Source organism: Pseudomonas sp. S2_H01 (genome assembly GCF_054668305.1).
In genome coordinates this window covers 1,429,772-1,455,081 of sequence record NZ_CP162756.1, presented here as the reverse complement: position 1 = coordinate 1,455,081, position 25,310 = coordinate 1,429,772, and the positions used below count along the sequence as shown (strand labels likewise).

Annotated in this window: 21 protein-coding genes and 2 tRNA genes; 22 read left to right on the top strand and 1 reads right to left on the bottom strand. The window is 58.0% G+C overall.

The annotated features are described in order from the left end of the window. The first annotated feature begins 7 nt into the window (after positions 1-7). The 4 genes from dapB (at position 8) to greA (ending at position 6,073) form a co-directional block, all read left to right on the top strand. A complete protein-coding gene (gene dapB, locus AB4N84_RS06440; protein WP_460045651.1) occupies positions 8-814 on the top strand; it encodes a 4-hydroxy-tetrahydrodipicolinate reductase in 807 nt (268 codons plus the stop codon). Positions 815-1,107: 293 nt separating this feature from the next. Continuing rightward, complete coding sequence (carA, locus tag AB4N84_RS06435) at positions 1,108-2,244, top strand: glutamine-hydrolyzing carbamoyl-phosphate synthase small subunit (RefSeq protein WP_460045650.1); 1,137 nt, start codon at positions 1,108-1,110, stop codon at positions 2,242-2,244. A 128-nt stretch (positions 2,245-2,372) separates the two neighbouring features. Next, positions 2,373-5,594 (top strand): carbamoyl-phosphate synthase large subunit, encoded by a 3,222-nt coding sequence (gene carB, locus AB4N84_RS06430; protein ID WP_460045648.1) that lies wholly within the window; start codon positions 2,373-2,375, stop codon positions 5,592-5,594. Between the two features lie 2 nt (positions 5,595-5,596). Further along, the gene (gene greA / locus AB4N84_RS06425; RefSeq protein ID WP_074756533.1) at positions 5,597-6,073 is read left to right on the top strand and encodes a transcription elongation factor GreA; all 477 of its coding nucleotides are present in this window, start codon (positions 5,597-5,599) and stop codon (positions 6,071-6,073) included. Between the two features lie 142 nt (positions 6,074-6,215). Here the strand turns inward: greA and yhbY are convergent, their stop codons facing one another. Continuing rightward, positions 6,216-6,524 carry a ribosome assembly RNA-binding protein YhbY gene (gene yhbY, locus AB4N84_RS06420; protein WP_062390112.1) on the bottom strand — a complete coding sequence of 103 codons (309 nt, stop codon included), beginning with the start codon at positions 6,522-6,524 and terminating at the stop codon, positions 6,216-6,218. A gap of 102 nt (positions 6,525-6,626) precedes the next feature. Between yhbY and rlmE the strand changes: the two genes are divergently transcribed. From rlmE to AB4N84_RS06330, 18 genes are all read left to right on the top strand, one after another. Further along, positions 6,627-7,280 (top strand): 23S rRNA (uridine(2552)-2'-O)-methyltransferase RlmE, encoded by a 654-nt coding sequence (rlmE, locus tag AB4N84_RS06415; protein WP_460045647.1) that lies wholly within the window; start codon positions 6,627-6,629, stop codon positions 7,278-7,280. Between the two features lie 191 nt (positions 7,281-7,471). Then, positions 7,472-9,382 (top strand): ATP-dependent zinc metalloprotease FtsH, encoded by a 1,911-nt coding sequence (gene ftsH / locus AB4N84_RS06410; RefSeq protein WP_346829054.1) that lies wholly within the window; start codon positions 7,472-7,474, stop codon positions 9,380-9,382. An 8-nt stretch (positions 9,383-9,390) separates the two neighbouring features. Beyond that, complete coding sequence (gene folP / locus AB4N84_RS06405) at positions 9,391-10,242, top strand: dihydropteroate synthase (RefSeq protein WP_460045646.1); 852 nt, start codon at positions 9,391-9,393, stop codon at positions 10,240-10,242. Positions 10,243-10,257: 15 nt separating this feature from the next. Further along, entirely contained in the window at positions 10,258-11,601 is a 1,344-nt protein-coding gene (glmM, locus tag AB4N84_RS06400; RefSeq protein WP_460045644.1) for a phosphoglucosamine mutase, read from the top strand. Positions 11,602-11,667: 66 nt separating this feature from the next. Then, positions 11,668-12,423 carry a triose-phosphate isomerase gene (gene tpiA, locus AB4N84_RS06395; RefSeq protein WP_460045643.1) on the top strand — a complete coding sequence of 252 codons (756 nt, stop codon included), beginning with the start codon at positions 11,668-11,670 and terminating at the stop codon, positions 12,421-12,423. A 4-nt stretch (positions 12,424-12,427) separates the two neighbouring features. Continuing rightward, entirely contained in the window at positions 12,428-12,811 is a 384-nt protein-coding gene (gene secG, locus AB4N84_RS06390; protein WP_460045642.1) for a preprotein translocase subunit SecG, read from the top strand. A gap of 45 nt (positions 12,812-12,856) precedes the next feature. After that, positions 12,857-12,942 (top strand) — tRNA-Leu (locus tag AB4N84_RS06385). A 98-nt stretch (positions 12,943-13,040) separates the two neighbouring features. Beyond that, positions 13,041-13,117, top strand: a tRNA-Met gene (locus AB4N84_RS06380). Positions 13,118-13,246: 129 nt separating this feature from the next. After that, complete coding sequence (rimP, locus tag AB4N84_RS06375; RefSeq protein WP_074756531.1) at positions 13,247-13,705, top strand: ribosome maturation factor RimP; 459 nt, start codon at positions 13,247-13,249, stop codon at positions 13,703-13,705. A 47-nt stretch (positions 13,706-13,752) separates the two neighbouring features. Continuing rightward, positions 13,753-15,234 (top strand): transcription termination factor NusA, encoded by a 1,482-nt coding sequence (nusA, locus tag AB4N84_RS06370; protein WP_074756367.1) that lies wholly within the window; start codon positions 13,753-13,755, stop codon positions 15,232-15,234. A 27-nt stretch (positions 15,235-15,261) separates the two neighbouring features. Further along, the gene (gene infB / locus AB4N84_RS06365) at positions 15,262-17,796 is read left to right on the top strand and encodes a translation initiation factor IF-2 (RefSeq protein WP_074756365.1); all 2,535 of its coding nucleotides are present in this window, start codon (positions 15,262-15,264) and stop codon (positions 17,794-17,796) included. A gap of 156 nt (positions 17,797-17,952) precedes the next feature. Beyond that, complete coding sequence (rbfA, locus tag AB4N84_RS06360) at positions 17,953-18,354, top strand: 30S ribosome-binding factor RbfA (RefSeq protein WP_074756363.1); 402 nt, start codon at positions 17,953-17,955, stop codon at positions 18,352-18,354. Positions 18,355-18,358: 4 nt separating this feature from the next. Continuing rightward, positions 18,359-19,276 (top strand): tRNA pseudouridine(55) synthase TruB, encoded by a 918-nt coding sequence (truB, locus tag AB4N84_RS06355; protein ID WP_074756361.1) that lies wholly within the window; start codon positions 18,359-18,361, stop codon positions 19,274-19,276. Positions 19,277-19,427: 151 nt separating this feature from the next. Next, complete coding sequence (gene rpsO, locus AB4N84_RS06350; RefSeq protein WP_046820615.1) at positions 19,428-19,697, top strand: 30S ribosomal protein S15; 270 nt, start codon at positions 19,428-19,430, stop codon at positions 19,695-19,697. 208 nt (positions 19,698-19,905) lie between these two features. Further along, complete coding sequence (pnp, locus tag AB4N84_RS06345; RefSeq protein WP_074756359.1) at positions 19,906-22,011, top strand: polyribonucleotide nucleotidyltransferase; 2,106 nt, start codon at positions 19,906-19,908, stop codon at positions 22,009-22,011. 297 nt (positions 22,012-22,308) lie between these two features. Further along, positions 22,309-22,659 carry a BON domain-containing protein gene (locus AB4N84_RS06340; RefSeq protein WP_074756357.1) on the top strand — a complete coding sequence of 117 codons (351 nt, stop codon included), beginning with the start codon at positions 22,309-22,311 and terminating at the stop codon, positions 22,657-22,659. Between the two features lie 411 nt (positions 22,660-23,070). Then, positions 23,071-24,561: a PAS domain-containing sensor histidine kinase gene (locus AB4N84_RS06335; protein WP_460045640.1), complete on the top strand. Its 1,491-nt coding sequence runs from the start codon at positions 23,071-23,073 to the stop codon at positions 24,559-24,561. Then, positions 24,558-25,181, top strand: coding sequence for a response regulator transcription factor (locus AB4N84_RS06330; RefSeq protein ID WP_244165893.1), 624 nt, complete (start codon positions 24,558-24,560; stop codon positions 25,179-25,181). Before AB4N84_RS06335 ends, AB4N84_RS06330 begins: the two co-directional genes overlap by 4 nt. The last annotated feature ends 129 nt before the right edge of the window (positions 25,182-25,310 follow it).

The following is a 25,310-nucleotide window of genomic DNA, read 5'->3' as shown; positions in this document are numbered from 1 at the left end:
GCAGGGCATGCGACGCATTGCTGTGATGGGCGCCGCCGGGCGTATGGGCAAGAACCTGATCGAGGCGGTGCAGGATCGCGCGCCGCTCACCGGACTGACAGCGGCAATCGTGCGCCCCGGCAGCACGATGATCGGTGCCGACGCCGGCGAACTCGCGTCACTGGGGCGGATCGGCGTTCAGTTGACCGGTAATCTGGAGCAGGTCGCCGACGAGTTCGACGTGCTGATCGACTTCACCTTGCCAGACGTCATGCTGAAAAACCTGGCGTTCTGCCGCAAGGCGGGCAAGGCGATGGTCATTGGTACCACTGGCTTGAGCGTCGAACAAAAGCACCTGCTGGTGGAGGCGAGCCGGGACATCCCTGTCGTCTTTGCGTCCAATTTCAGTGTCGGTGTGAACCTGTCGTTCAAGTTGCTGGATCTGGCGGCGCGAGTGATGGGTGAGGATGCCGACATCGAGATCATCGAAGCTCATCACCGCAATAAGGTCGACGCGCCGTCGGGTACGGCGGTCAGTATGGGTGAGGTCGTTGCCAATGCCTTGGGTCGCGATCTGAGCAAAGTCGCCGTCTACGGTCGTGAGGGTTACACGGGTGTCCGCGAGCGCGAAACGATCGGCTTCGCCACTGTGCGTGGTGGTGACGTCGTAGGCGATCACACCGTGCTGTTCGCCGCCGAGGGTGAGCGTCTGGAGATTACGCACAAGGCGTCCAGCCGCATGACTTTTGCCAAGGGCGCGGTGCGTGCTGCGCTCTGGCTTGATGGCAAATCCGCGGGCCTGTACGACATGCAGGACGTGCTCGACCTTCGCTGATCGACGGTTCGTTTCACGCTGTCTGGCGCGCAACAATGCGGGCAGGAAGGGTGTTTTACCTGTATCCTGCCCGCAGTTTTAACCCGCTACGCGATGTCCTGTCGCATTCCTCTGCCTTAAAGGCGTTTTAGCGGTGGATTAAAAAAGCCTTTTTCTGTAACCTACAGCTTTAGTGTGTCCACTAAAAGCGCGCAGATAATTCGATGAAAAAAAGCGGGGTGACGTGTCTATACGTCATTCCGCTTTTTTACAACCTGCGATCGCCCTTTCAGGCTTTATTACGGGAGGTCTTCTTGACTAAGCCAGCCATACTCGCCCTTGCTGATGGCAGCATTTTTCGCGGCGAAGCCATTGGAGCCGACGGTCAAACCGTTGGTGAGGTGGTGTTCAACACCGCAATGACCGGCTATCAGGAAATCCTTACCGATCCTTCCTATGCCCAGCAAATCGTCACCCTGACTTACCCTCACATCGGCAACACTGGCACCACGCCAGAAGACGCCGAGTCCGACCGCGTGTGGTCGGCGGGCTTGGTGATTCGTGACCTGCCGCTGGTAGCGAGCAACTGGCGTAACAAGATGTCCCTGGCTGACTATCTGAAAGCCAACAACGTCGTCGCCATTGCCGGCATCGACACGCGTCGCCTGACCCGCATTCTGCGTGAGAAAGGTGCGCAAAACGGCTGCATCATGGCCGGCGACAACATTTCCGAAGAAGCCGCTATCGCAGCAGCGCGCGGCTTCCCGGGCCTGAAAGGCATGGATCTGGCGAAAGAAGTCAGCACCAAGCAAAGCTATGAGTGGCGTTCCAGCGTCTGGAGTTTGAAAACCGACAGCCATCCAGAGATCGCCGCTGCTGATCTGCCGTACAACGTGGTTGCCTACGACTACGGCGTCAAGACCAACATCCTGCGCATGCTGGTAGAGCGCGGTTGCCGCGTGACCGTGGTGCCGGCCCAGACGCCTGCCAGCGAAGTGCTCGCGCTGAATCCCGATGGTGTGTTCCTGTCAAACGGCCCTGGCGATCCGGAGCCTTGCGACTACGCGATTCAGGCGATCAAGGACGTGCTGCAGACCGAGATTCCGGTGTTCGGCATCTGCCTGGGTCACCAGTTGCTGGCGCTGGCTTCCGGTGCCAAGACCGTCAAGATGGGTCACGGTCACCACGGTGCCAACCACCCGGTTCAAGACCTGGACACTGGCGTGGTCATGATCACCAGCCAGAACCACGGTTTCGCGGTGGACGAAAGCACTTTGCCGACCAACGTACGCGCCATCCACAAGTCGCTGTTCGACGGCACCTTGCAGGGTATCGAGCGCACCGACAAGGAAGCGTTCAGCTTCCAGGGTCACCCTGAAGCGAGCCCGGGCCCGAACGATGTCGCGCCGCTGTTTGATCGCTTCATCACAGCCATGGCCAAGCGCCGCTAAGCGGCTGACTTGCGACTGTAGCGAGCAGGTGACTGCGGCGAGCCGGATCAGATCCGACAGCTCGCCCGGCCACCTCAGAGAATGTTCAAGACGGCTTGCCGACTGACACAGGATTCGAGTGACAACCCATGCCAAAACGTACAGACATTAAAAGCATCCTGATTCTTGGCGCTGGCCCGATCGTGATCGGCCAGGCCTGTGAATTCGACTACTCCGGCGCCCAGGCCTGTAAAGCCCTGCGCGAAGAGGGCTACCGCGTCATCCTGGTGAACTCCAACCCGGCCACCATCATGACCGACCCGTCCATGGCCGACGCCACCTACATCGAGCCGATCAAATGGGCGACCGTCGCCAAGATCATCGAGAAGGAGCGTCCGGACGCCTTGCTGCCAACCATGGGCGGCCAGACTGCTCTGAACTGCGCGCTGGATCTGGAGCGCGAAGGCGTTCTGGAGAAGTTCGGCGTAGAAATGATCGGTGCCAACGCTGACACCATCGACAAGGCTGAAGACCGCTCGCGTTTCGACAAGGCCATGAAAGCCATCGGTCTGGAATGCCCGCGCTCCGGCATCGCCCACAGCATGGAAGAGGCCAATGCGGTCCTCGAGAAACTGGGCTTCCCGTGCATCATTCGTCCGTCCTTCACCATGGGCGGCACAGGTGGTGGCATCGCGTACAACCGTGAAGAGTTCGAAGAAATCTGCGCCCGCGGTCTGGATCTGTCTCCAACCAAAGAGCTGCTGATCGACGAATCCCTGATCGGCTGGAAAGAGTATGAGATGGAAGTGGTCCGCGACAAAAAGGACAACTGCATCATCGTCTGCTCCATCGAGAACTTCGACCCGATGGGCGTCCACACCGGTGACTCCATCACCGTTGCTCCTGCGCAGACCCTGACCGACAAGGAATACCAGATCCTGCGTAACGCCTCGCTGGCGGTCCTGCGCGAGATCGGTGTTGAAACCGGCGGCTCCAACGTTCAGTTCGGTATTTGCCCGGACACTGGCCGTATGGTCGTGATCGAGATGAACCCGCGCGTTTCCCGTTCCTCGGCGCTGGCTTCCAAGGCCACCGGGTTCCCGATCGCCAAGGTCGCGGCCAAGCTGGCAGTGGGCTACACGTTGGACGAGCTGCAGAACGACATCACCGGCGGCAAAACGCCTGCCTCGTTCGAGCCGTCCATCGACTACGTCGTGACCAAGCTGCCACGCTTCGCGTTCGAAAAATTCTCCAAGGCCGACGCACGCCTGACCACCCAGATGAAGTCTGTCGGTGAAGTCATGGCCATCGGTCGTACCTTCCAGGAATCCCTGCAGAAAGCCCTGCGCGGCCTGGAAGTCGGTGTGAGCGGCCTCGATCCGAAACTGGATCTGAGCAATCCTGAAAGCGCGAGCATCCTCAAGCGCGAGCTGACCGTGCCGGGCGCCGAGCGTATCTGGTATGTGGCTGACGCTTTCCGTGCGGGCATGACCGTCGAGCAGATCTTCGGCATGAACATGATCGACCCTTGGTTCCTGGTTCAGATCGAAGATCTGATCAAGGAAGAAGAGAAGGTCAAGACCATGGGCATGTCGGCCATTGACCGTGACGTGATGTTCCGTCTCAAGCGCAAGGGCTTCTCCGACGCGCGTCTGGCCAAGCTGCTGGGCGTCACCGAGAAGAGCGTGCGCACGCACCGTCATAAGCTGGACGTGCTGCCGGTCTACAAGCGCGTTGATACCTGCGCGGCCGAATTCGCCACCGACACTGCGTACATGTACTCCACGTACGAAGAAGAGTGCGAAGCCAATCCGTCGACCCGCGACAAGATCATGATCCTGGGTGGCGGTCCTAACCGTATCGGTCAGGGCATCGAGTTCGACTACTGCTGCGTACATGCGGCACTGGCGCTGCGCGACGACGGTTACGAGACCATCATGGTCAACTGCAATCCGGAAACCGTATCCACCGATTACGACACCTCCGATCGCCTGTACTTCGAGCCGGTAACCCTGGAAGACGTGCTGGAAATCGTCCGCGTCGAGAAGCCGAAAGGCGTCATCGTCCAGTACGGCGGCCAGACGCCGTTGAAGCTGGCACGTGCATTGGAAGCAGCCGGCGTGCCGATCATCGGCACCAGCCCTGATGCCATTGACCGCGCTGAAGACCGCGAGCGCTTCCAGCAGATGGTTGAGCGTCTGAACCTGCGTCAGCCGCCAAACGCCACGGTGCGCAGCGAAGACGAAGCGATTCGTGCTGCGGCGAAGATTGGCTACCCGCTGGTGGTTCGTCCGTCCTACGTACTGGGCGGTCGTGCGATGGAAATCGTCTACGAAGAAGAAGAACTCAAGCGCTACCTGCGTGAAGCGGTTCAAGTGTCCAACGACAGCCCGGTGCTGCTGGACCACTTCCTCAACTGCGCCATTGAAATGGACGTGGATGCTGTGTGCGATGGCACCGATGTCGTCATCGGCGCAATCATGCAGCACATCGAGCAAGCGGGTGTTCACTCCGGTGACTCTGCGTGCTCGCTGCCGCCGTACTCGCTGCCTGCGCACATCCAGGACGAGATGCGTGAGCAGGTCAAGAAAATGGCCCTGGAGCTCGGCGTCGTCGGTCTGATGAACGTCCAGCTGGCACTGCAGGGCGAAGACATCTACGTGATCGAAGTGAACCCGCGTGCCTCGCGCACCGTACCGTTCGTTTCCAAGTGCATCGGTGTCTCCCTGGCAATGATCGCGGCTCGCGTCATGGCGGGTAAAACCCTGAAAGAGCTGGGCTTCACCAAGGAAATCATTCCGAACTTCTACAGCGTGAAAGAGGCAGTGTTCCCGTTTGCCAAATTCCCTGGTGTTGACCCGATCCTCGGGCCAGAGATGAAGTCGACCGGTGAAGTCATGGGTGTCGGTGATACCTTCGGCGAAGCCTTCGCCAAGGCCCAGATGGGCGCCAGCGAAGTATTGCCTACGGGCGGTACAGCCTTTATCAGCGTGCGCGACGACGACAAGCCATTGGTGGCAGGCGTGGCTCGCAATCTGATCGAGCTCGGTTTTGAAGTCGTCGCAACGGCCGGCACTGCCCGCATCATCGAAGCGGCGGGTCTGAAAGTTCGTCGCGTGAACAAGGTGACCGAGGGTCGCCCTCACGTGGTCGATATGATCAAGAACGACGAAGTGACGTTGATCATTAACACCACTGAAGGTCGCCAGTCGATCGCGGATTCTTATTCCATTCGTCGCAACGCCTTGCAGCACAAGATTTACTGCACCACCACCATTGCCGCGGGCGAGGCCATCTGTGAAGCGCTGAAATTCGGTCCTGAAAAAACCGTTCGCCGCTTGCAGGATCTGCATGCAGGATTGAAAGCATGAGCATTACCAAATATCCGATGACCGTTCAGGGCGCTCGCGCCCTGGAAGAAGAACTGACCCATCTGACCAAAGTGATTCGCCCAAAGCTCAGCCAGGACATCGGTACTGCGCGTGAGTTGGGTGACCTGAAGGAAAACGCCGAATACCATGCTGCCCGCGAGCAGCAGGGTATGGTCGAGGCGCGGATCCGTGATATCGAGGGTCGCATGCAGAACGCTGTGGTCATCGACGTCACGACGATCGCGCACACCGGTAAGGTGATTTTTGGTTCCACCGTGGAAATCGCCAACGTTGAGACTGATGAAAGCGTGACCTATCAGATCGTGGGTGAAGATGAGGCTGACATCAAGCTGGGCAAGATCTCCGTCGGCTCGCCCATCGCCCGTGCCTTGATCGCCAAGGAAGAGGGTGATGTGGTGGCCGTGAAAACGCCAAGCGGTGTGATCGAGTACGAGATTGTCGAGGTCAAGCACATCTGACCGGTGCGTGCGGAGGTCGTCCTAAGGGCGGCTTCCGACAGCGAGCGGGTTCGGGTGGGAAGTGGTGGAAGTGCTGCTTCTTGCTGATGATCAGGTGGTTCCGGTCAGGGCGCGCAATCCGCGCCCCTGACAGGGTTCACCCTTATTTGTAGCGGTGAATGTTCGACAGCTGTTTGTTAGGCTGTGGGTTCTTGCGGTAGATCAGCGCCATCTTGCCGATGGTCTGCACCAATTCCGCGCGACCTTGTTTGCACAGTTCTTCGATGACGGCACGGCGGTCATCGCGATCTTCCAGCTTGATCTGAACCTTGATCAGTTCATGATCGACCAAAGCGCGATCAAGCTCGGCCAGCACGCCCTCACTCAGGCCGTTGCCGGCAACCATCAGGACCGGCTTCAGGTCATGTCCAATGGATTTGTACTGTTTCTTCTGCTCGTTAGTGAGCGGCATAATCTGACCCTTTTCGTCTGATTCTGTAAAATTGGCGGCCATTTTACCCGAGGGCTCGTGGCTCCGCCCAGTTAATCACGACGCATATCATCGAGGTGCCCCGTGGCGCAGCGTTCCAAGAGCAGCCATAACTGGCTAAGAGAACATTTCGACGACAAGTACGTCAAAATGGCACAGAAAGATGGCTACCGTTCCCGTGCCAGTTACAAGCTTCTGGAGATCCAGGAGAAGGACAAGATCATTCGTCCGGGCATGACCGTCATCGACCTCGGCGCAGCGCCGGGTGGATGGTCACAGGTGACCAGTCGTCTGATTGGTGGTCAAGGCCGTTTGATTGCATCCGACATCCTTGAAATGGACAGCATCCCCGATGTGACCTTTATCCAAGGGGATTTCACTGAAGATGCGGTACTCGCGCAAATCCTGGAGGCGGTCGGTAATACTCAAGTAGACCTTGTGATTTCCGATATGGCCCCCAATATGAGTGGATTGAGCGCTGTGGATATGCCACGCGCCATGTTCCTTTGTGAATTGGCGCTCGATCTCGCAGGTCGGGTTCTGCGTCCAGGTGGTGATTTTTTGATCAAGGTCTTCCAGGGTGAAGGCTTCGATGTGTACCACAAGGATATTCGCAAGCTGTTCGAGAAGGTCCAGATGCGCAAGCCGTTGTCATCGCGCGATCGTTCCAGAGAGCAATATCTGCTGGGTCGTGGGTTCCGCGGGATCGAAGGTTCGGCGAGCGATGAGCGCCTTTGAGGTCAGGCGATAGCTTTTTTCAAATGGCTTTATTCGTGAAGCATAACGAACATCTTGTAGTCAAAGTTTCACAAAGGGTTACAGACGCCGCCTGCCACACCTGTAGGATCTGTAGTAAGTTAGGCCGGTGAATATCATGCGAGGCACGCTCCAGCGTGGAGCTTGCTTCAGAGGGTAGCTAATTGAACGATATGGCAAAGAATTTGATCCTGTGGTTGATCATCGCTGCGGTCCTTGTGACGGTGATGAACAACTTCTCCAGCCCGAACGAGCCGCAGACCCTCAACTACTCCGAGTTCATCCAGCAAGTTAAGGATGGCAAGGTCGAGAAAGTTGCCGTTGACGGTTACGTCATCACGGGTAAACGCAGCGACGGCGATACCTTCAAGACCATTCGTCCGGCGATCCAGGACAACGGCCTGATCGGTGATCTGGTCGACAACAATGTCGTGATCGAAGGCAAGCAGCCTGAGCAGCAAAGTATCTGGACTCAGTTGCTGGTCGCCAGCTTCCCGATCCTTGTGATTATTGCTGTCTTCATGTTCTTCATGCGCCAGATGCAAGGTGGTGCGGGAGGCAAGGGCGGCCCGATGAGTTTCGGCAAGAGCAAGGCGCGTCTGCTCTCCGAAGACCAGGTCAAGACCACGCTGGCTGACGTTGCAGGTTGCGACGAAGCCAAGGAAGAAGTGGGCGAGCTCGTAGAGTTTCTGCGTGATCCGGGCAAATTCCAGCGCTTGGGCGGTCGCATTCCGCGCGGCGTCTTGATGGTTGGTCCTCCGGGTACCGGTAAGACCTTGCTGGCCAAGGCGATTGCCGGTGAAGCGAAAGTGCCGTTCTTCACTATTTCCGGTTCTGACTTTGTCGAGATGTTCGTGGGCGTCGGCGCGAGCCGCGTTCGTGACATGTTCGAGCAAGCCAAGAAACATGCACCTTGCATCATCTTCATCGACGAAATCGATGCGGTCGGTCGTCACCGTGGCGCCGGTATGGGCGGCGGTCACGATGAGCGTGAACAGACCCTCAACCAGTTGCTGGTGGAGATGGACGGCTTCGAGATGAACGACGGCATCATCGTCATCGCCGCAACCAACCGTCCTGACGTTCTGGACCCTGCGTTGCTGCGTCCCGGCCGTTTCGACCGTCAGGTCGTGGTCGGTCTGCCGGACATCCGCGGTCGTGAACAGATTCTCAAAGTCCACATGCGCAAAGTGCCCATGGGCGACGACGTCAACCCGGCGGTCATCGCGCGTGGTACCCCAGGTTTCTCCGGTGCGGATCTGGCGAACTTGGTCAACGAGGCTTCGCTGTTTGCCGCCCGTGTCGGTAAGCGCATCGTTGAAATGAAGGAGTTCGAGCTGGCGAAGGACAAGATCATGATGGGCGCCGAGCGCAAATCCATGGTCATGTCCGAGAAAGAGAAGCAGAACACGGCTTATCACGAAGCGGGTCACGCGATCGTTGGTCGTGTCGTGCCCGAGCACGATCCGGTCTACAAGGTTTCGATCATTCCGCGTGGTCGCGCGCTGGGTGTGACGATGTTCCTGCCTGAGGAAGACCGTTACAGCCTTTCCAAGCGTGCGCTGATCAGTCAGATCTGTTCGCTCTACGGTGGCCGTATCGCTGAAGAGATGACGTTGGGCTTTGACGGTGTCACCACCGGCGCATCCAACGACATCATGCGGGCCAGTCAGATCGCCCGGAACATGGTCACCAAGTGGGGCCTGTCCGAGAAACTGGGTCCTCTGATGTACTCGGAGGATGAAGACGGCGGTTACCTGGGTCGGGGTGGTGGCGGTCAAAACGCCAGTCTGTCGGCAGACACCGCTCGAATGATTGACTCCGAAGTGCGCAGTATCATTGATCAGTGCTACGGCACCGCCAAGCAGATCCTGACGGACAATCGCGACAAGCTGGACGCGATGGCTGATGCGCTCATGAAGTACGAGACCATCGACGCTGAGCAGATCGATGACATCATGGCCGGTCGCACACCTCGCGAGCCGCGTGACTGGGAAGGTGGCTCAGGTGCGTCCGGTACGCCTACAGCTCCAGTGGGTCCACGCCCTGAAACTCCGATTGGCGGCCCTGCTGCTGACCACTAAGGCCTGACATGACTTCTGCGCTGTACCCAACCCGGTTGCCTTGCGGCAACCGGGTTCTTGATTTATCCCGGACGCATGTCATGGGAATCCTCAATATCACCCCTGATTCGTTCTCCGATGGCGGTCGTTTCGCACAGCGTGATCTGGCTCTGCGACACGCTGAGGCCATGGTTAATGCAGGCGCGACGCTGATCGATGTCGGAGGTGAGTCCACGCGGCCCGGTGCGCGTACGGTTTCCTCGGTCGAAGAGTTGGAGCGCGTTGCGCCGATCGTTGAAGCGATCAGTCGTGAGCTGGATGTCATTATTTCGGTGGACACTTCAACGCCCGCGGTCATCCGTGAGACGGCGCGCCTGGGTGCAGGCCTGATCAACGATGTGCGCTCGTTGCAGCGTGACGGTGCCCTGGACGCGGCAGTGGCGACCGGATTGCCGGTGTGCCTGATGCACATGCGTGGCGAACCGACGGACATGCAGAACGATCCTCGGTATGACGATCTGTTGGATGAGGTCAGTTCGTTCCTCGGTGAGCGGATGGACGCCTGTATCGCTGCGGGCATTGCGAGAGAGAGGATTATCCTCGACCCCGGTTACGGGTTCGCCAAAACGCTGGAGCACAACCTGAGTCTGTTCAAGCATATGGAGGCCCTGCACGCGTTGGGTCGGCCGCTGCTGGTTGGCGTCTCACGCAAGAGTATGATCGGCAAAGTCCTGGATAAGCCCGTTGATCAGCGGCTTTACGGCGCGCTCGCGCTGGCGGGGATGGCCATGATCAAGGGTGCGCGAATCTTGCGTGTGCACGATGTCCCTGAAACCGTCGATGTCGTCCGCATGATTTCCGCTGTTGAATCGGCAGAATAAGAATCTGGAGCACCCATGAGTACTAAGAAATATTTCGGAACCGACGGCATTCGCGGTCGTGTAGGTCAATTCCCCATCACTCCTGATTTCATGCTCAAGCTGGGCTGGGCCGCCGGGATGGCATTTCGCAAGATGGGCGCGTGCCGCATCCTGGTGGGCAAGGACACTCGCATATCGGGTTACATGTTCGAGTCTGCGCTTGAGGCTGGATTGTCCGCGGCCGGCGCAGACGTCATGTTGCTCGGTCCGATGCCGACCCCTGCGATCGCCTACCTGACCCGCACCTTTCAAGCGCAAGCGGGCATCGTGATCAGTGCGTCACACAACCCGCATTACGATAACGGCATCAAGTTCTTTTCCGGGCAAGGCACCAAGCTCCCTGATGAGGTCGAAATGATGATTGAGGAGTTGCTCGATGCGCCGATGACGGTGGCGGAGTCTGAGCATCTCGGTAAGGTGTCCCGGATCAACGATGCGGCAGGCCGCTACATTGAATTCTGCAAAAGCAGCGTGCCGACCAGCACCAGTTTTTCAGGGCTCAGGATTGTGGTCGATTGCGCCCATGGCGCGACCTACAAGGTGGCTCCAAATGTGTTCCGGGAGTTGGGTGCGCAAGTGACGGTGCTGTCGGCTGCGCCCAACGGGCTGAACATCAACGATGACTGTGGTTCGACCCATATGGGTGCTCTGCAGGCGGCTGTCGTTGCCGAGAAGGCCGATCTGGGCATTGGCTTCGATGGCGATGGTGATCGCGTCCTGATGGTCGATCACACCGGGGCTATCGTCGACGGGGATGAATTGATTTACATCATCGCCCGAGACCTGCACGAGCGTGGCCGGTTGCAGGGCGGCGTCGTGGGCACTCTGATGAGCAATCTGGGCCTTGAGCTGGCGCTCGCCGACCTGAGCATTCCATTCGTGCGGGCCAATGTGGGCGACCGCTATGTCATCGCCGAATTGCTGGAGCGTAACTGGCAGGTCGGTGGTGAAAATTCGGGCCACGTCGTCTGCTTCCAGCACACTACTACCGGCGATGCGATTATTGCTGCGCTGCAGGTGCTGCTGGCGCTCAAGCGCTCGGGACAGAGCCTGGCGGAGTCCCGTCAGGGACTGAAAAAATGCCCGCAGGTGTTGGTCAACGTGCGCTTTGAGGGTGGCGGTGTGGACCCAGTCCAGCACCCTGCGGTCAAGGAAGCGTGTGAGCGCGTGACGGCGGCCATGGGTGGTCGTGGTCGCGTGCTGCTGCGCAAGTCCGGCACCGAACCGCTGGTGCGTGTGATGGTTGAAGGTGAGGACGAAACACTGGTCGCTGGCTACGCCGACGAACTCGCAAAACTGGTTGCTGAAGTTTGCGCCTGATTTCGGCTTGCCAGTGTTGAAACTGTTGGGTAACATCTGCGCCCACTTTGACCGACGAGGTACAGCATGCGTCGCCCTATGGTAGCTGGTAACTGGAAAATGCACGGTACCTGCGCCAGCGTCGCTAAGCTGGTCGAAGGTTTGGCGAATATGGCCATTCCTGACGGTGTCGATGTCGCGGTATTCCCTACGAGCCTGCACGTCAGCTTCGTTGTCGAGTGCTTTGAAGGGCACGCGATTTCGGTAGGTGCGCAGAACTGCGCACACGAGCTGGGGGAGGGAGCGTTGACAGGTGAGGTCTCGCCGACTCAGTTGCAGGATGCAGGTTGCAAGCTGGTGCTGGTTGGGCACTCTGAGCGTCGCCAGATCATGGGCGAAAGTAACGAGGTCCTGATACGCAAGTTTGCTGCAGCCCAGGAAATTGGTTTGACACCGATCCTGTGTGTCGGTGAAACACTGGAGCAGCGCGAAGCCGGTAAAACGCTTGAGGTTGTCGGGCAGCAGCTCGACAGCATCATCGAAGCGCTGGGCATCGGTGCTTTCGTGAATGCGGTAATTGCTTACGAGCCGGTCTGGGCCATTGGTACCGGATTGACTGCCTCGCCGGAGCAGGCGCAGGAAGTGCACGCAGCCATTCGTGCGCAGTTGGCGAAAAAGAATTCTGAAGTCGCGCAAGGTGTGCGTCTTCTATATGGCGGCAGCGTGAAGGCGGCCAATGCGGTTGAGCTGTTCAGCATGCCGGATATCGATGGGGGGCTCATTGGTGGAGCGTCCCTGAAAGCAGACGAGTTCGGTGCGATCATTCGCGCCGCGGGAAACTGAAAAAATGCTGGAAACAGTCGTAGTCGTTCTTCATCTGCTGGGCGCTCTGGGCGTTGTCGCTCTCGTATTGCTGCAGCAGGGTAAAGGTGCGGACGCTGGCGCGTCGTTCGGAGCAGGTGCATCAAATACTGTCTTCGGAGGCCAAGGTTCCTCTACCTTTCTTAGTAAGTTTACTGCTATACTTGCCGCCTGTTTCTTCATGACTAGCTTAGGGTTAGGTTACTTTGCTAAGGAGAAAGCTCACCAGCTGACTCAAGTAGGTTTGCCAAATCCAGCGGTGTTGGAAGTTAAGCAAAAGCCGGCAGCAGATGATGTTCCGGTCCTGGAAGGACAACAGAAACCAGCCGCTGTACCTGCTGACGTTCCTGTCGCTCCAGAACAGAAGTAACACAGGATTCGCAGTCGATATTGGGGCTGCAAAAAGAGTTGTAATGCCGAGGTGGTGGAATTGGTAGACACGCAACCTTGAGGTGGTTGTGCCCATAGGGTGTAGGGGTTCGAGTCCCCTTCTCGGTACCAATTGAACAAGTCAGCCCGCAGTAGCGGGCTTTCTTGTAGGTGGATGTGTCGGATTGACCCAAATCGGGATCGGTCGTATACTTCCGCCCCAGCTTTGTCGCGGGGTGGAGCAGTCTGGTAGCTCGTCGGGCTCATAACCCGAAGGTCGTTGGTTCAAATCCAGCCCCCGCAACCAGTTTTAGCGGAGCCCCTTTTCAGGGGCTTTTTGTTAGCTGGACACTTTATTACGCCGCTGTTGACGGCGTTTTTCATGATGGGCGCTTTGCCCATTTTTTATTTGCACAGCATGCACGAGGGGGTTCAGGTGTCGAGCAAGCTAGAACAGTTGCAGGCCTTGTTGGCCCCGGTGGTCGTGGCCCTTGGCTATGAATGCTGGGGTATCGAGTTTTCGGCCCAGGGTCGTCACTCAATGTTGCGCGTTTATATCGATAAAGAGGGCGGCGTGCTGGTGGACGATTGTGCCATCGTCAGCCGTCAGATCAGCGGTGTTCTGGACGTAGAAGATCCGATCAGCTCCGAATACACGCTCGAAGTTTCTTCTCCTGGCATGGAACGCCCACTGTTCACGATTGAACAGTTTGCCTCGTTTGCCGGGGAACAAGTGAAGATAAAGCTGCGCTCGCCCTTCGACGGTCGACGCAACTTTCAAGGCCTTCTCCGCGGGGTGGAGGAGCAGGATGTCGTGGTGCAAGTGGAAGATCACGAATACCTGTTGCCGATCGATCTGATCGACAAAGCCAACATTATTCCCACGTTTGACTGAGACGCGGATCCCGCGGATCCAATGGCTTGCGAAAGGCGAGGCGTACGATGAGCAAAGAAGTACTGCTGGTTGTTGAGTCGGTATCGAATGAAAAAGGCGTACCGGCCGATGTGATTTTTGAAGCGCTTGAAATCGCTTTGGCCACGGCCACTAAAAAGCGTTTTGAAGACGAAGTTGACCTTCGTGTGGAAATCAATCGCCACACGGGCGCCTACGAGACGTTCCGTCGCTGGACGGTTGTCGAAGAAGACGATCTTGACGATCCTGCGATTGAAACCTGGCCGACCAAGGTTGCCGAAACGCATCCGGGCGCCAATGTCGGCGACGTTGTAGAAGAGAAAATCGAATCCATCGAGTTTGGCCGCATCGCCGCTCAGACTGCCAAGCAAGTCATTGTGCAGAAAGTCCGCGAAGCCGAGCGCGCTCAAGTCGTAGACGCTTATCGTGAGCGCCTGGGCGAAATCATTTCCGGCACTGTTAAAAAAGTTACACGTGACAATGTCATCGTCGACTTGGGTAACAATGCCGAGGCGCTGCTGGCGCGTGAAGACATCATTTCCCGGGAAACTTTCCGTGTCGGTGTCCGCGTTCGTGCATTGCTCAAAGAGATCCGCACTGAAAACCGTGGTCCTCAGCTGATCCTGTCGCGTACCGCGCCAGAGATGCTGATCGAGCTGTTCCGGATTGAAGTTCCGGAAATTGCCGAAGGTCTCATCGAGGTGATGGCTGCCTCTCGTGACCCTGGTTCGCGTGCAAAAATCGCAGTTCGCTCCAAGGACAAACGCATTGACCCGCAAGGCGCTTGCATCGGCATGCGCGGTTCGCGTGTCCAGGCAGTTTCCGGCGAGTTGGGCGGCGAGCGTGTGGATATCGTGCTGTGGGACGACAACCCGGCACAGTTCGTCATCAACGCCATGTCGCCTGCCGAAGTGGCAGCGATCATCGTTGATGAAGACGCACACGCCATGGACATCGCTGTAGGCGCAGACAATCTGGCCCAGGCGATTGGTCGCGGCGGTCAGAACGTGCGTCTGGCGAGCCAGTTGACTGGCTGGACCTTGAACGTAATGACCGAATCGGACATCCAGGCCAAGCAGCAAGCGGAAACCGGTGACATCCTGCGCAACTTCATCGACGAGCTGGAAGTCGACGAAGAACTTGCTCAGGTACTGGTAGATGAAGGCTTCACCAGCCTGGAAGAGATTGCCTACGTACCGTTGGAAGAAATGCTCAACATCGACGGCTTTGACGAAGACATCGTCAACGAGCTTCGCGCTCGTGCCAAGGATCGCTTGTTGACTAAAGCCATCGCTACTGAGGAAAAGCTGGCAGACGCCCATCCGGCCGAAGACCTGCTCTCGCTTGAGGGTATGGACAAGGATTTGGCGATGGAACTGGCGGTGCGCGGCGTAATTACCCGCGAAGACCTGGCCGAGCAGTCTATTGACGATCTGCTCGACATCGACGGCATTGACGATGATCGTGCCGGCAAGTTGATCATGGCCGCCCGAGCCCATTGGTTCGAGTAAGTAGATGCGGCCTGAGGAGAGAAGTGCATGACGCAAGTCACGGTGAAAGAACTGGCCAAAACGGTCGACACACCGGTAGAGCGCCTGTTACAGCAGATGCGTGAGGCAGGTTTGCCGCACACCGCCGCCGAGCAAGTTGTGACCGATAACGAAAAACAAGCCCTGTTGACGCACCTGAAAAGCGGTCACAAGGCGAAAGTGGAAGAACCGCGCAAGATCACTTTGCAGCGCAAAACCACCAGTACTCTGCGTGTTGCTGGCAGCAAGAGCATCAGCGTTGAAGTGCGCAAGAAAAAAGTCTTTGTACAGCGTAGCCCGGAAGAAATCGAAGCCGAGCGCAAGCGCGAGCAGGACGAGCGCCGTGCGGTAGAAAATGCCGCCCGTCAAAAGGCTGAAGAAGAAGCCCGTCAGCGTGCCGAAGAAGAAGCACGCCGCCAGCCTGCTGCTGCTCCGCAAACTGCTGAAGCTGTGGCAGCGCCTTCCCCGGCGCCTGTTGCACAACCGGTGGCCGAGCCTGTTCTGGACGTTCCCGCTGCAGCGCCTGCTCCAGTGGCTGACGTTCGCAAGAAAGACGAACAGCGTCGTCCTGACAAGCCACGTAACGACGACAGCAATCGTCGCGGCAGTGGTGGCGATGGCGAGCGCAAAAACGCTCCACATCGTGCTTCGGTCAAGGAAAAAGCGCCGGCTCCACGCGTTGCTCCGCGCACCACTGACGAAGAAAGCGATGGCTTCCGTCGCGGCGGTCGTGGCAAGGCCAAGCTGAAGAAACGCAATGCTCACGGCTTCCAGAACCCTACCGGTCCTGTGGTTCGTGAAGTGAAGATCGGCGAAACCATCACTGTGGGCGATCTCGCTCAACAGATGTCGGTCAAAGCTGCTGAAATCATCAAGTTCATGTTCAAGCTGGGCACTCCGGCCACCATCAACCAGGTTCTGGATCAGGAAACTGCCCAGCTGGTCGCTGAAGAACTGGGCCACAAAGTGACCCTGGTCAGCGATACCGCCCTGGAAGATTCCCTGGCCGAGTCGCTGAAGTTCGAAGGTGAGACGGTTCCTCGTGCGCCGGTCGTTACCGTCATGGGTCACGTTGACCATGGTAAGACCTCGCTGCTCGACTACATCCGTCGTGCCAAGGTTGCCGCTGGCGAAGCCGGTGGTATTACCCAGCACATCGGTGCGTACCACGTTGAAACCGAGCGCGGCATGGTGACGTTCCTCGACACCCCGGGTCACGCTGCGTTTACCGCAATGCGTGCTCGTGGTGCCAAGGCTACCGACATCGTGATCCTGGTCGTTGCGGCGGACGACGGCGTGATGCCGCAGACCATCGAAGCTGTTCAGCACGCTGTTGCTGCTGGCGTTCCGCTGGTCGTTGCGGTGAACAAGATCGACAAGCCTGGCGCTGACCTGGACCGTATCCGCAGTGAACTGTCGGTTCACGGCGTCACGTCCGAAGAGTGGGGTGGCGATACTCCATTCGTTCCTGTGTCGGCGAAAGTCGGTACTGGTGTCGACGAGCTGCTCGAAGCTGTTCTGCTGCAAGCCGAAGTGCTGGAACTGGTTGCCACTCCATCGGCTCCTGGCCGTGGCGTCGTGGTTGAATCGCGTCTGGACAAGGGCCGCGGTCCTGTGGCCACTGTTCTGGTTCAGGACGGTACGCTGCGTCAGGGCGACATGGTGCTGGTCGGTTCGAACTACGGTCGCGTTCGCGCCATGCTCGACGAGAACGGCAAGCCAATCAAGGAAGCCGGTCCTTCCATCCCTGTCGAGATTCTCGGCCTGGACGGTACCCCGGACGCTGGCGACGAGATGAGCGTGGTTGCCGACGAGAAGAAAGCCCGTGAAGTGGCTCTGTTCCGTCAAGGCAAGTTCCGTGAAGTCAAGCTGGCCCGTGCTCACGCCGGCAAGCTGGAAAACATCTTCGAGAACATGGGTCAGGAAGAGAAGAAGACGCTCAATATCGTCCTCAAATCCGACGTCCGCGGTTCTCTGGAAGCTTTGCAGGGCGCTTTGAACGGCCTGGGCAACGACGAAGTACAAGTGCGTGTAGTGGGCGGCGGCGTCGGTGGTATCACCGAAAGCGACGCCAACCTGGCACTGGCTTCCAACGCTGTACTGTTCGGCTTCAACGTGCGTGCCGATGCTGGCGCGCGCAAGATTGTCGAGCAGGAAGGTCTGGACATGCGTTACTACAACGTCATCTACGACATCATCGAAGACGTCAAGAAAGCCCTCACCGGCATGCTTGGCAGCGACGTCCGGGAGAACATCCTGGGCATCGCCGAAGTTCGCGACGTGTTCCGTTCGCCGAAGTTCGGTGCGATCGCCGGTTGCATGGTCATTGAAGGCGTTGTGTTCCGTAACCGTCCGATCCGCGTACTGCGTGAAGACATCGTTATCTTCGAAGGCGAGCTGGAATCCCTGCGCCGCTTCAAGGATGACGCTTCCGAAGTGCGTGCCGGCATGGAATGCGGTATCGGCGTCAAGAGCTACAACGACGTCAAGGTCGGTGACAAGATCGAAGTCTTCGAGAAGGTCCAAGTGGCTCGCAGCCTCTAAATCGCGAGCTTCAGGAGTCATGGTTGTTGTCGCATGCAAATGCCCGGCGCCAGCCATGGACTCTAAACGCAACGCCCGGTCCGGCTTCTGCCAGGCCGGGCGTTTGCCGCTTTCAGACCGTACGGCTTTTTTGCCGTAGGTGACAGGTAACAAGACATGGCAAAAGAATACAGCCGTACCCAGCGTATCGGCGATCAGATGCAGCGAGAGCTGGCTCAACTGATCCGTCGCGAAGTCAAGGACCCACGCGTGGGTCTGGTCACGATCACCGCCGTCGACGTCAGCCGTGACGTGGGCCACGCGAAGGTCTACATCACCGTGATGGGTGAAGACAGCGCTGAAGAAATCAAACAGTCGATCAAGGTGCTCAACTCCGCAGCGGGCTTTCTGCGCATGCAGCTGGCACGTGAAATGAAGCTGCGCAGCGTGCCTCAGTTGCACTTCCACTATGACGAAAGCGTCGCCCGTGGCGCGCATTTGTCCGCGCTGATCGAGCGCGCCGTGGCTGAAGACGGTCAGCACGAATCCGCTGCCAAGCAAGACGGTTCGGAGGAATAACGCCGTGGCTCAGGTCAAGCGCATTCGCCGCAATGTCAGCGGCATCATCCTGCTCGACAAGCCGCTGGGTTTCACCTCCAACGCTGCCCTGCAAAAGGTCCGCTGGTTGCTTAACGCGGAAAAGGCCGGTCATACCGGCAGTCTCGACCCACTGGCCACCGGCGTACTGCCGCTATGCTTTGGCGAGGCGACCAAGTTCTCTCAATACCTGCTCGATTCCGACAAGGGTTACGAAACCCTGATGCAGTTGGGCAAGACCACCACCACGGCAGACGCCGAGGGTGATGTTTTGCAAACGCGCCCGGTGACCGTTGGTCGCACCGATATCGAGGCTGTGCTGCCCGAATTTCGCGGCCAAATCAGTCAGATACCGCCGATGTACTCCGCGCTCAAACGTGATGGCCAGCCGTTGTACAAGTTGGCGCGGGCAGGGGAAGTGGTGGAGCGCGAAGCGCGTTCTGTTACTATTGCGCGCCTGGAATTATTGGCAAGCGAAGGCGAGACCGCACGTTTGGCCGTCGACTGCAGCAAAGGCACCTATATTCGTACCCTGGTGGAGGATATCGGTGAGAAGTTGGGCTGCGGCGCGTACGTTGCTGAATTGCGTCGCACGCAAGCCGGACCTTTCACGCTGGCCCAGACGGTCACGCTGGAAGAGCTGGAGGCGGTGCACGCCGAAGGTGGTAATGAAGCGGTTGATCGCTTCCTGATGCCTTCCGACAGTGGGTTGCTCGACTGGCCGCTGTTGAAGTTTTCCGAGCACAGTTCGTTTTACTGGTTGCACGGTCAGCCAGTCAGAGCCCCGGATGCGCCGAAGTTTGGCATGGTGCGGGTGCAGGATCATGAAGGTCGCTTCATCGGGATCGGTGAAGTGAGTGAAGACGGGCGTATTGCGCCACGTCGACTGATTCGGTCAGAGTGACCGAACCCGTCGAGTCGGGGGTTCCTGACACGGCGGTAAGAGGGTGGCTGTTAACAGGCACGGTCACTCCTCTCTTATAGATACAGGGATTTGTCCCTGGCCTGTTGAAGCTGTTTCTTTGAAACAGTTTCCTGATAAAAAGGATTGCCTCATGGCTCTCGACGTTCAAGAAAAAGCTCAAATCGTTGCTGACTACCAGCAAGCCGTTGGTGACACTGGTTCGCCAGAAGTGCAAGTTGCACTGCTGACCGCCAACATCAACAAACTGCAAGGTCACTTCAAGGCCAACGGTAAAGATCACCACTCCCGTCGTGGTCTGATCCGCATGGTTAACCAGCGTCGTAAGCTGCTGGACTACCTGAAAGGCAAAGACGTGAGCCGTTACAGCGCTCTGATCGGTCGCCTGGGTCTGCGTCGCTAATCAGCGATTGCGCTAGAGGTTGGTTGTCTGTCTTACGTCTGTGGGTCTCCCACCGGCGTAGGGCAGGCTCCCAGCCTCAAGTTTTATCTGGATACACGTTTTATCTGCACCCGTTTTATCTGGACTGACGAAGGGGCCGATTCCCCTCACTGCCCAAGAATTCGCAAGAAACCAGTTCCCCCAAGAGCCACAAAGAAGGTAGGAAACCGTGAACCCGGTAATCAAGAAATTTCAATTCGGTCAATCGACCGTAACCCTGGAGACAGGCCGCATCGCCCGTCAAGCTTCTGGTGCAGTATTGGTCACCGTTGACGACGACGTCACCGTTCTCGTGACTGTGGTCGGCGCCAAACAAGCAGACGCTGGCAAAGGCTTCTTCCCACTGTCCGTTCACTACCAGGAAAAAACCTACGCTGCCGGCAAGATTCCTGGCGGTTTCTTCAAGCGTGAAGGCCGTCCTTCCGAAAAAGAAACCCTGACCTCGCGTCTGATCGACCGTCCGATCCGCCCCCTGTTTCCTGAAGGCTTCATGAACGAAGTGCAGGTTGTCTGCACCGTCGTTTCCACCAGCAAGAAAACCGATCCGGACATCGCTGCGATGATCGGTACCTCGGCTGCCCTGGCCATCTCGGGCATTCCGTTCGACGGTCCAATCGGCGCCGCGCGCGTTGCTTTCCACGAAAGCACCGGTTACCTGTTGAACCCGACTTACGAACAACTGAAAGCATCGAGCCTGGACATGGTCGTTGCCGGTACCGAAGAAGCGGTACTGATGGTTGAGTCGGAAGCCAAAGAGCTGACTGAAGACCAGATGTTGGGCGCAGTCCTGTTCGCCCACGACGAATTCCAGTCGGTTATCAAGGCTGTCAAAGAGCTGGCCGCCGAAGCTGCCAAGCCAACCTGGACCTGGGCTCCGAAGGCTGAAGCCACCGAGCTGCTGGGCGCTATCCGCTCCGAGTTCGGCGCTGCCATCTCCGAGGCGTACACCATCACCGTCAAGGCCGATCGCTATGCGCGCCTGGGCGAGCTGAAGGATCAGGTCGTTGCCAAACTGGCTGTTGAAGAAGGCAGCCCGTCGGCTTCCGAAGTCAAAGCTGCATTCGGCGAAATCGAATACCGCACCGTTCGCGAAAACATCGTTAACGGCAAGCCACGTATCGACGGCCGCGACACTCGCACCGTACGTCCGCTGAACATCGAAGTCGGCGTTCTGCCGAAGACTCACGGTTCGGCTCTGTTCACCCGTGGTGAAACCCAGGCGCTGGTCGTTGCAACGCTGGGCACCGCCCGCGATGCACAGCTGCTGGACACCCTGGAAGGCGAGAAAAAAGACCCGTTCATGCTGCACTACAACTTCCCTCCGTTCTCGGTGGGCGAGTGTGGTCGTATGGGCGGCGCGGGTCGTCGCGAAATCGGTCACGGCCGTCTGGCTCGTCGTTCGGTTCAAGCGATGCTGCCACCGGCTGACGCGTTCCCGTACACCATTCGTGTGGTGTCGGAAATCACCGAGTCCAACGGTTCCAGCTCCATGGCTTCGGTCTGCGGCGCTTCCCTGGCCTTGATGGATGCAGGCGTGCCAATGAAGGCCCCGGTTGCCGGTATCGCCATGGGCCTGGTTAAAGAAGGCGAGAAGTTCGCTGTTCTGACCGACATCCTGGGTGACGAAGACCACCTCGGCGACATGGACTTCAAAGTAGCCGGTACCGCCAAGGGCGTGACCGCGCTGCAGATGGACATCAAGATCAAAGGCATCACCGAAGAAATCATGGAGATCGCCCTGGGCCAGGCCCTGGAAGCTCGCCTGAACATCCTCGGCCAGATGAACACGATCATTGGTCAGTCGCGCACCGAGCTGTCGGAAAACGCGCCGACCATGATCGCCATGAAGATCGACACCGACAAGATCCGCGACGTCATCGGCAAAGGCGGCGCGACCATCCGTGCCATCTGCGAAGAAACCAAAGCCTCGATCGACATCGAAGACGACGGTTCGATCAAGATCTTCGGCGAAACCAAGGAAGCGGCTGAGGCAGCACGTCAGCGCGTTCTGGGTATCACCGCAGAAGCCGAGATCGGCAAGATCTACGTCGGTAAGGTTGAGCGCATCGTCGACTTCGGCGCATTCGTCAACATCCTGCCTGGCAAAGACGGTCTGGTTCACATCTCCATGCTGAGCGATGCTCGCGTTGAGAAGGTTACCGACGTGTTGAAAGAAGGTCAGGAAGTCGAAGTGCTGGTTCTGGACGTGGACAACCGCGGCCGTATCAAGCTGTCGATCAAAGACGTCGCCGCTGCCAAGGCGTCGGGCGTTTAATCGCACGCCTTCAATGCTGCATAGAAAAGAGCCCTTCGGGGCTCTTTTTTTTCGAGTGCAATTAATGGGTTACCGCAAAAACCAGCGCCCATTGCGTGTACCGAACATGCATCTTGCAAGCGGAACTTTTTGTAAACGGGCAATCTGCACGATCAAGCGGGATCCACAAATTTATAAGTTGTTGATATTTATAGATAAAAATTGATCGGCATGTTTGGCACAGCGCTTGCGATATATACGGTAACCCTGCGACCAACGAGGTTGGCGCAGATTCTGAGAAAAACAGGAGTTACTCGTATGAAGAAGTTCGCTATTGCTGCCGCTACCGCCACTGCTCTGACCCTGACCATGGCAAACGTAGCCATGGCCCAGACCTCTGCCCAAGCTCCGATGGTGGTCGCTGCAAATGAAGTCGCAAAAACCAAAGAAGCCACTTCCGATACCTGGATCACCACCAAGGTCAAATCCGACCTGCTGACTGAGAAAGGCATTCCTGGCTCCGACATCAAGGTTGAAACCAACAAAGGCGTGGTTTCCCTGTCGTCGACTGTAGCGATCACCGAATCGCAGAAAACCACCGCTGTTGCTATCACCAAGAAAATCAAAGGCGTCAAAGCTGTTTCGGCTGACGGCCTGAAAGCTGAGTAATTCGATTCCTCGAACCAGTAGAACGGACGATTGACGGCCAGGGAGGTCGTTGGTTGATCGATTGAAGGTTCATGCGAAGGCCATATGGATGTGGCCATTACAAGCCCTGGCGCTCGCGTCGGGGCTTGTTCTATTCAGGCCCACCTGATTGAAGCAGCACATCAATAAAGCACATCTGCTCTAGACTTCCCTCGAATTAAAGCCTTAGCCTGTCTCCCCGTATAAATCCTGCGTATATTTGTGTCCCGGTCGACACGTTTGTCTTAACAACAAGCATTCACTACAAAAACGACTATTCTGGCCTCGCCTCCGTTGTCGTGACGGGCCAGGCCTTCGCGGACATTCAGCGTTCGCGAAACGTTACTTTGCGCTGCCATCCCAATGATTACAAAACAAGGCAAAACGGTCGCAATGAATACTGTCCCTGCCGCACTTGCGGCGACCACCAAGGCTGAGGTTTCGCCCAGCGTCTGGTTACTGAGACTCGGCGCAGTGGTCCTCGCGTTGATCATTTTCCTGATCGACTGGCTCAGCTCGCTCGATGTCGCCATTGCCGTGCTCTACGTCGCGGTCATTCTCATGTCCGGGGATCTGTTCTCCCGCCGCGGGGTTGCGCTCGTCTCCGTGGCCTGTGGCGTGTTGACGCTGGCCGCGTTCCTGTTTTCCCATGGGCCGGAATGGCTTGTCCCGCCTTTCGCCCGGTGTCTGGTCAGTCTGTGCGCCATTGCGATCGCGGCGTTCCTGGCGCTGAAGAACAAAGCAGCGCGTGACGCTCTGCAGGAGCAGGTGCATCTGCTCCATCGCAGCGAGGCGTTTCTGGCCGGTGCCCAACGGTTAAGCCAGACCGGCAGCATCGGGTTGAAAATGCCCAGCGCGGAGATGTACTGGTCTGACGAGGCGAGGCGCATTTTCCAGTTCGACGAACAGCTGCAGCCGACACTGGAGTACATGATCGGTCGCACGCATCCCGAAGACACTGACGATCTGAAATCCCTCATCGAGCAGGCCTATGCGCGCCACGCGAACATGGAAGCCGAATTCCGGCTGCTCATGACGGATGGTTCCTGCAAGTTCGTGCGCATGCTCGCCCAGCAGGTTCACGATGCATCGGGCGATTGCGAGTACATCGGCGCGCTGATGGATGTCACTGCGTCCAAGAATGCCGAAGAGGCGCTGCATCGCTCGCAGAGTCAGCTCGCTCATGTCACGCGCGTCACGACGTTGGGAGAGATGGCAGCGTCCATCGCCCATGAAGTGAATCAGCCGTTGTCAGCCGTCACCACCAACGCCGAGGCCGGCCTGCGCTGGTTGAATCGTAATGTCCCGGACCTGGGCGAAGTGCGCAGCGCAATCGAACGTATCAAGAGCGAAGCCCATCGCGCCAGTGAGGTCATTCGGCGTATCCGTGCGCTGTCGCGCAAAACTGACCCCAAACACATCCGGATCGACCTGCAGGACGTGTTGCTGGAGTCGATTGCGCTGGTGCGCAGGGAAGTGCTGCGCCATCGCGTCAATTTCGACTTCACGCCTGCCAGCGAGCCGATGTGGGTCAGAGGCGACAAGGTGCAACTGCAGCAGGTGATCATCAATCTGTTGATGAACGCCATGCAAGCCATGTCCGGAATGCACGGCAAGGAGCGAACGCTTCTGGTGTCGTTGACCACGGCACCCAATGGTGACGTAACGTTGCGCGTGCAGGACAACGGGCCAGGCATTTCCACGCAGAACCTGCCCAGCCTGTTCAATCCGTTTTTCACCACCAAACCAGAGGGGATGGGCATGGGCCTGTCGATTTGCCGTTCGATCATTGATGCTCACGGCGGCCGCATATGGGCGGAGAGCGACCTGGGTCATGGCGCAGCGCTGAACTTCTCTCTACCCGCCTGTGAGCACGTATCGTGACGACCGCCGTTGATCAGAGTCCCGTGGTTTTCGTGGTCGATGACGACCCGTCCATTCGCGCTGGGCTGGACAGCCTGTTGCGCTCTGTCGGGATGCGCGTCTACACGTACGCCTCCGGGGCGGACTTCTTGCAGCACCCGTTCGAGGACGTTCCGGCCTGCCTGATTCTGGATGTGCGTCTGCAAGGGGAGAGCGGCCTGGACTTTCAAGTGCGCCTGGCCGAGATGAAGGTGGCGATGCCCATCGTGTTCGTCAGCGGCCACGGTGATATCGCCATGTCGGTCAAGGCGATGAAGGCCGGGGCACTGGATTTTCTGGTCAAACCCTTTCGCGAACAGGACTTGCTCGACGCTGTAACGCTGGCGCTGCAGGCCGATGGCAAGCGTCGCGAGACCGGCAAGGCGACCGCTGGTCTGCTGGCGCGCTACCAAACGCTCACTGCTCGCGAGCAGGAAGTGATGGCCTACGCAGTGACAGGCCTGATGAACAAGCAGATCGCCTCCGAAATGGGCTTGAGCGAGATCACTGTGAAGATCCATCGTGGCCACGCGATGAAGAAGATGCAGGCGCGCACCTTCGCCGATCTCGTGAAAATGTCGCAGGCCCTCTCGGCGGTCTGACATTGAAGAGCTCAGGTGCTGCCTGAGCTTGAGCCGCCATACCCGGTCCCCATCATATGTCGCTCATACTCAAGTATGACGGCAGCAACCTGATAGCTAATCGGCATCACTTCCTGCCGGTGTTAGTTT

What these genes read in the sequence shown, in the direction of transcription:
- dapB (WP_460045651.1), top strand. Translation starts at nt 8, where the DNA reads ATGCGACGCATTGCTGTGATGGGCGCCGCCGGGCGTATGGGCAAGAAC.
- carB (WP_460045648.1), top strand. Translation starts at nt 2,373, where the DNA reads ATGCCAAAACGTACAGACATTAAAAGCATCCTGATTCTTGGCGCTGGC.
- yhbY (WP_062390112.1), bottom strand. Translation starts at nt 6,524, where the DNA reads ATGCCGCTCACTAACGAGCAGAAGAAACAGTACAAATCCATTGGACAT.
- ftsH (WP_346829054.1), top strand. Translation starts at nt 7,472, where the DNA reads ATGGCAAAGAATTTGATCCTGTGGTTGATCATCGCTGCGGTCCTTGTG.
- folP (WP_460045646.1), top strand. Translation starts at nt 9,391, where the DNA reads ATGACTTCTGCGCTGTACCCAACCCGGTTGCCTTGCGGCAACCGGGTT.
- glmM (WP_460045644.1), top strand. Translation starts at nt 10,258, where the DNA reads ATGAGTACTAAGAAATATTTCGGAACCGACGGCATTCGCGGTCGTGTA.
- tpiA (WP_460045643.1), top strand. Translation starts at nt 11,668, where the DNA reads ATGCGTCGCCCTATGGTAGCTGGTAACTGGAAAATGCACGGTACCTGC.
- secG (WP_460045642.1), top strand. Translation starts at nt 12,428, where the DNA reads ATGCTGGAAACAGTCGTAGTCGTTCTTCATCTGCTGGGCGCTCTGGGC.
- nusA (WP_074756367.1), top strand. Translation starts at nt 13,753, where the DNA reads ATGAGCAAAGAAGTACTGCTGGTTGTTGAGTCGGTATCGAATGAAAAA.
- infB (WP_074756365.1), top strand. Translation starts at nt 15,262, where the DNA reads ATGACGCAAGTCACGGTGAAAGAACTGGCCAAAACGGTCGACACACCG.
- rbfA (WP_074756363.1), top strand. Translation starts at nt 17,953, where the DNA reads ATGGCAAAAGAATACAGCCGTACCCAGCGTATCGGCGATCAGATGCAG.
- rpsO (WP_046820615.1), top strand. Translation starts at nt 19,428, where the DNA reads ATGGCTCTCGACGTTCAAGAAAAAGCTCAAATCGTTGCTGACTACCAG.
- AB4N84_RS06340 (WP_074756357.1), top strand. Translation starts at nt 22,309, where the DNA reads ATGAAGAAGTTCGCTATTGCTGCCGCTACCGCCACTGCTCTGACCCTG.
- AB4N84_RS06335 (WP_460045640.1), top strand. Translation starts at nt 23,071, where the DNA reads ATGAATACTGTCCCTGCCGCACTTGCGGCGACCACCAAGGCTGAGGTT.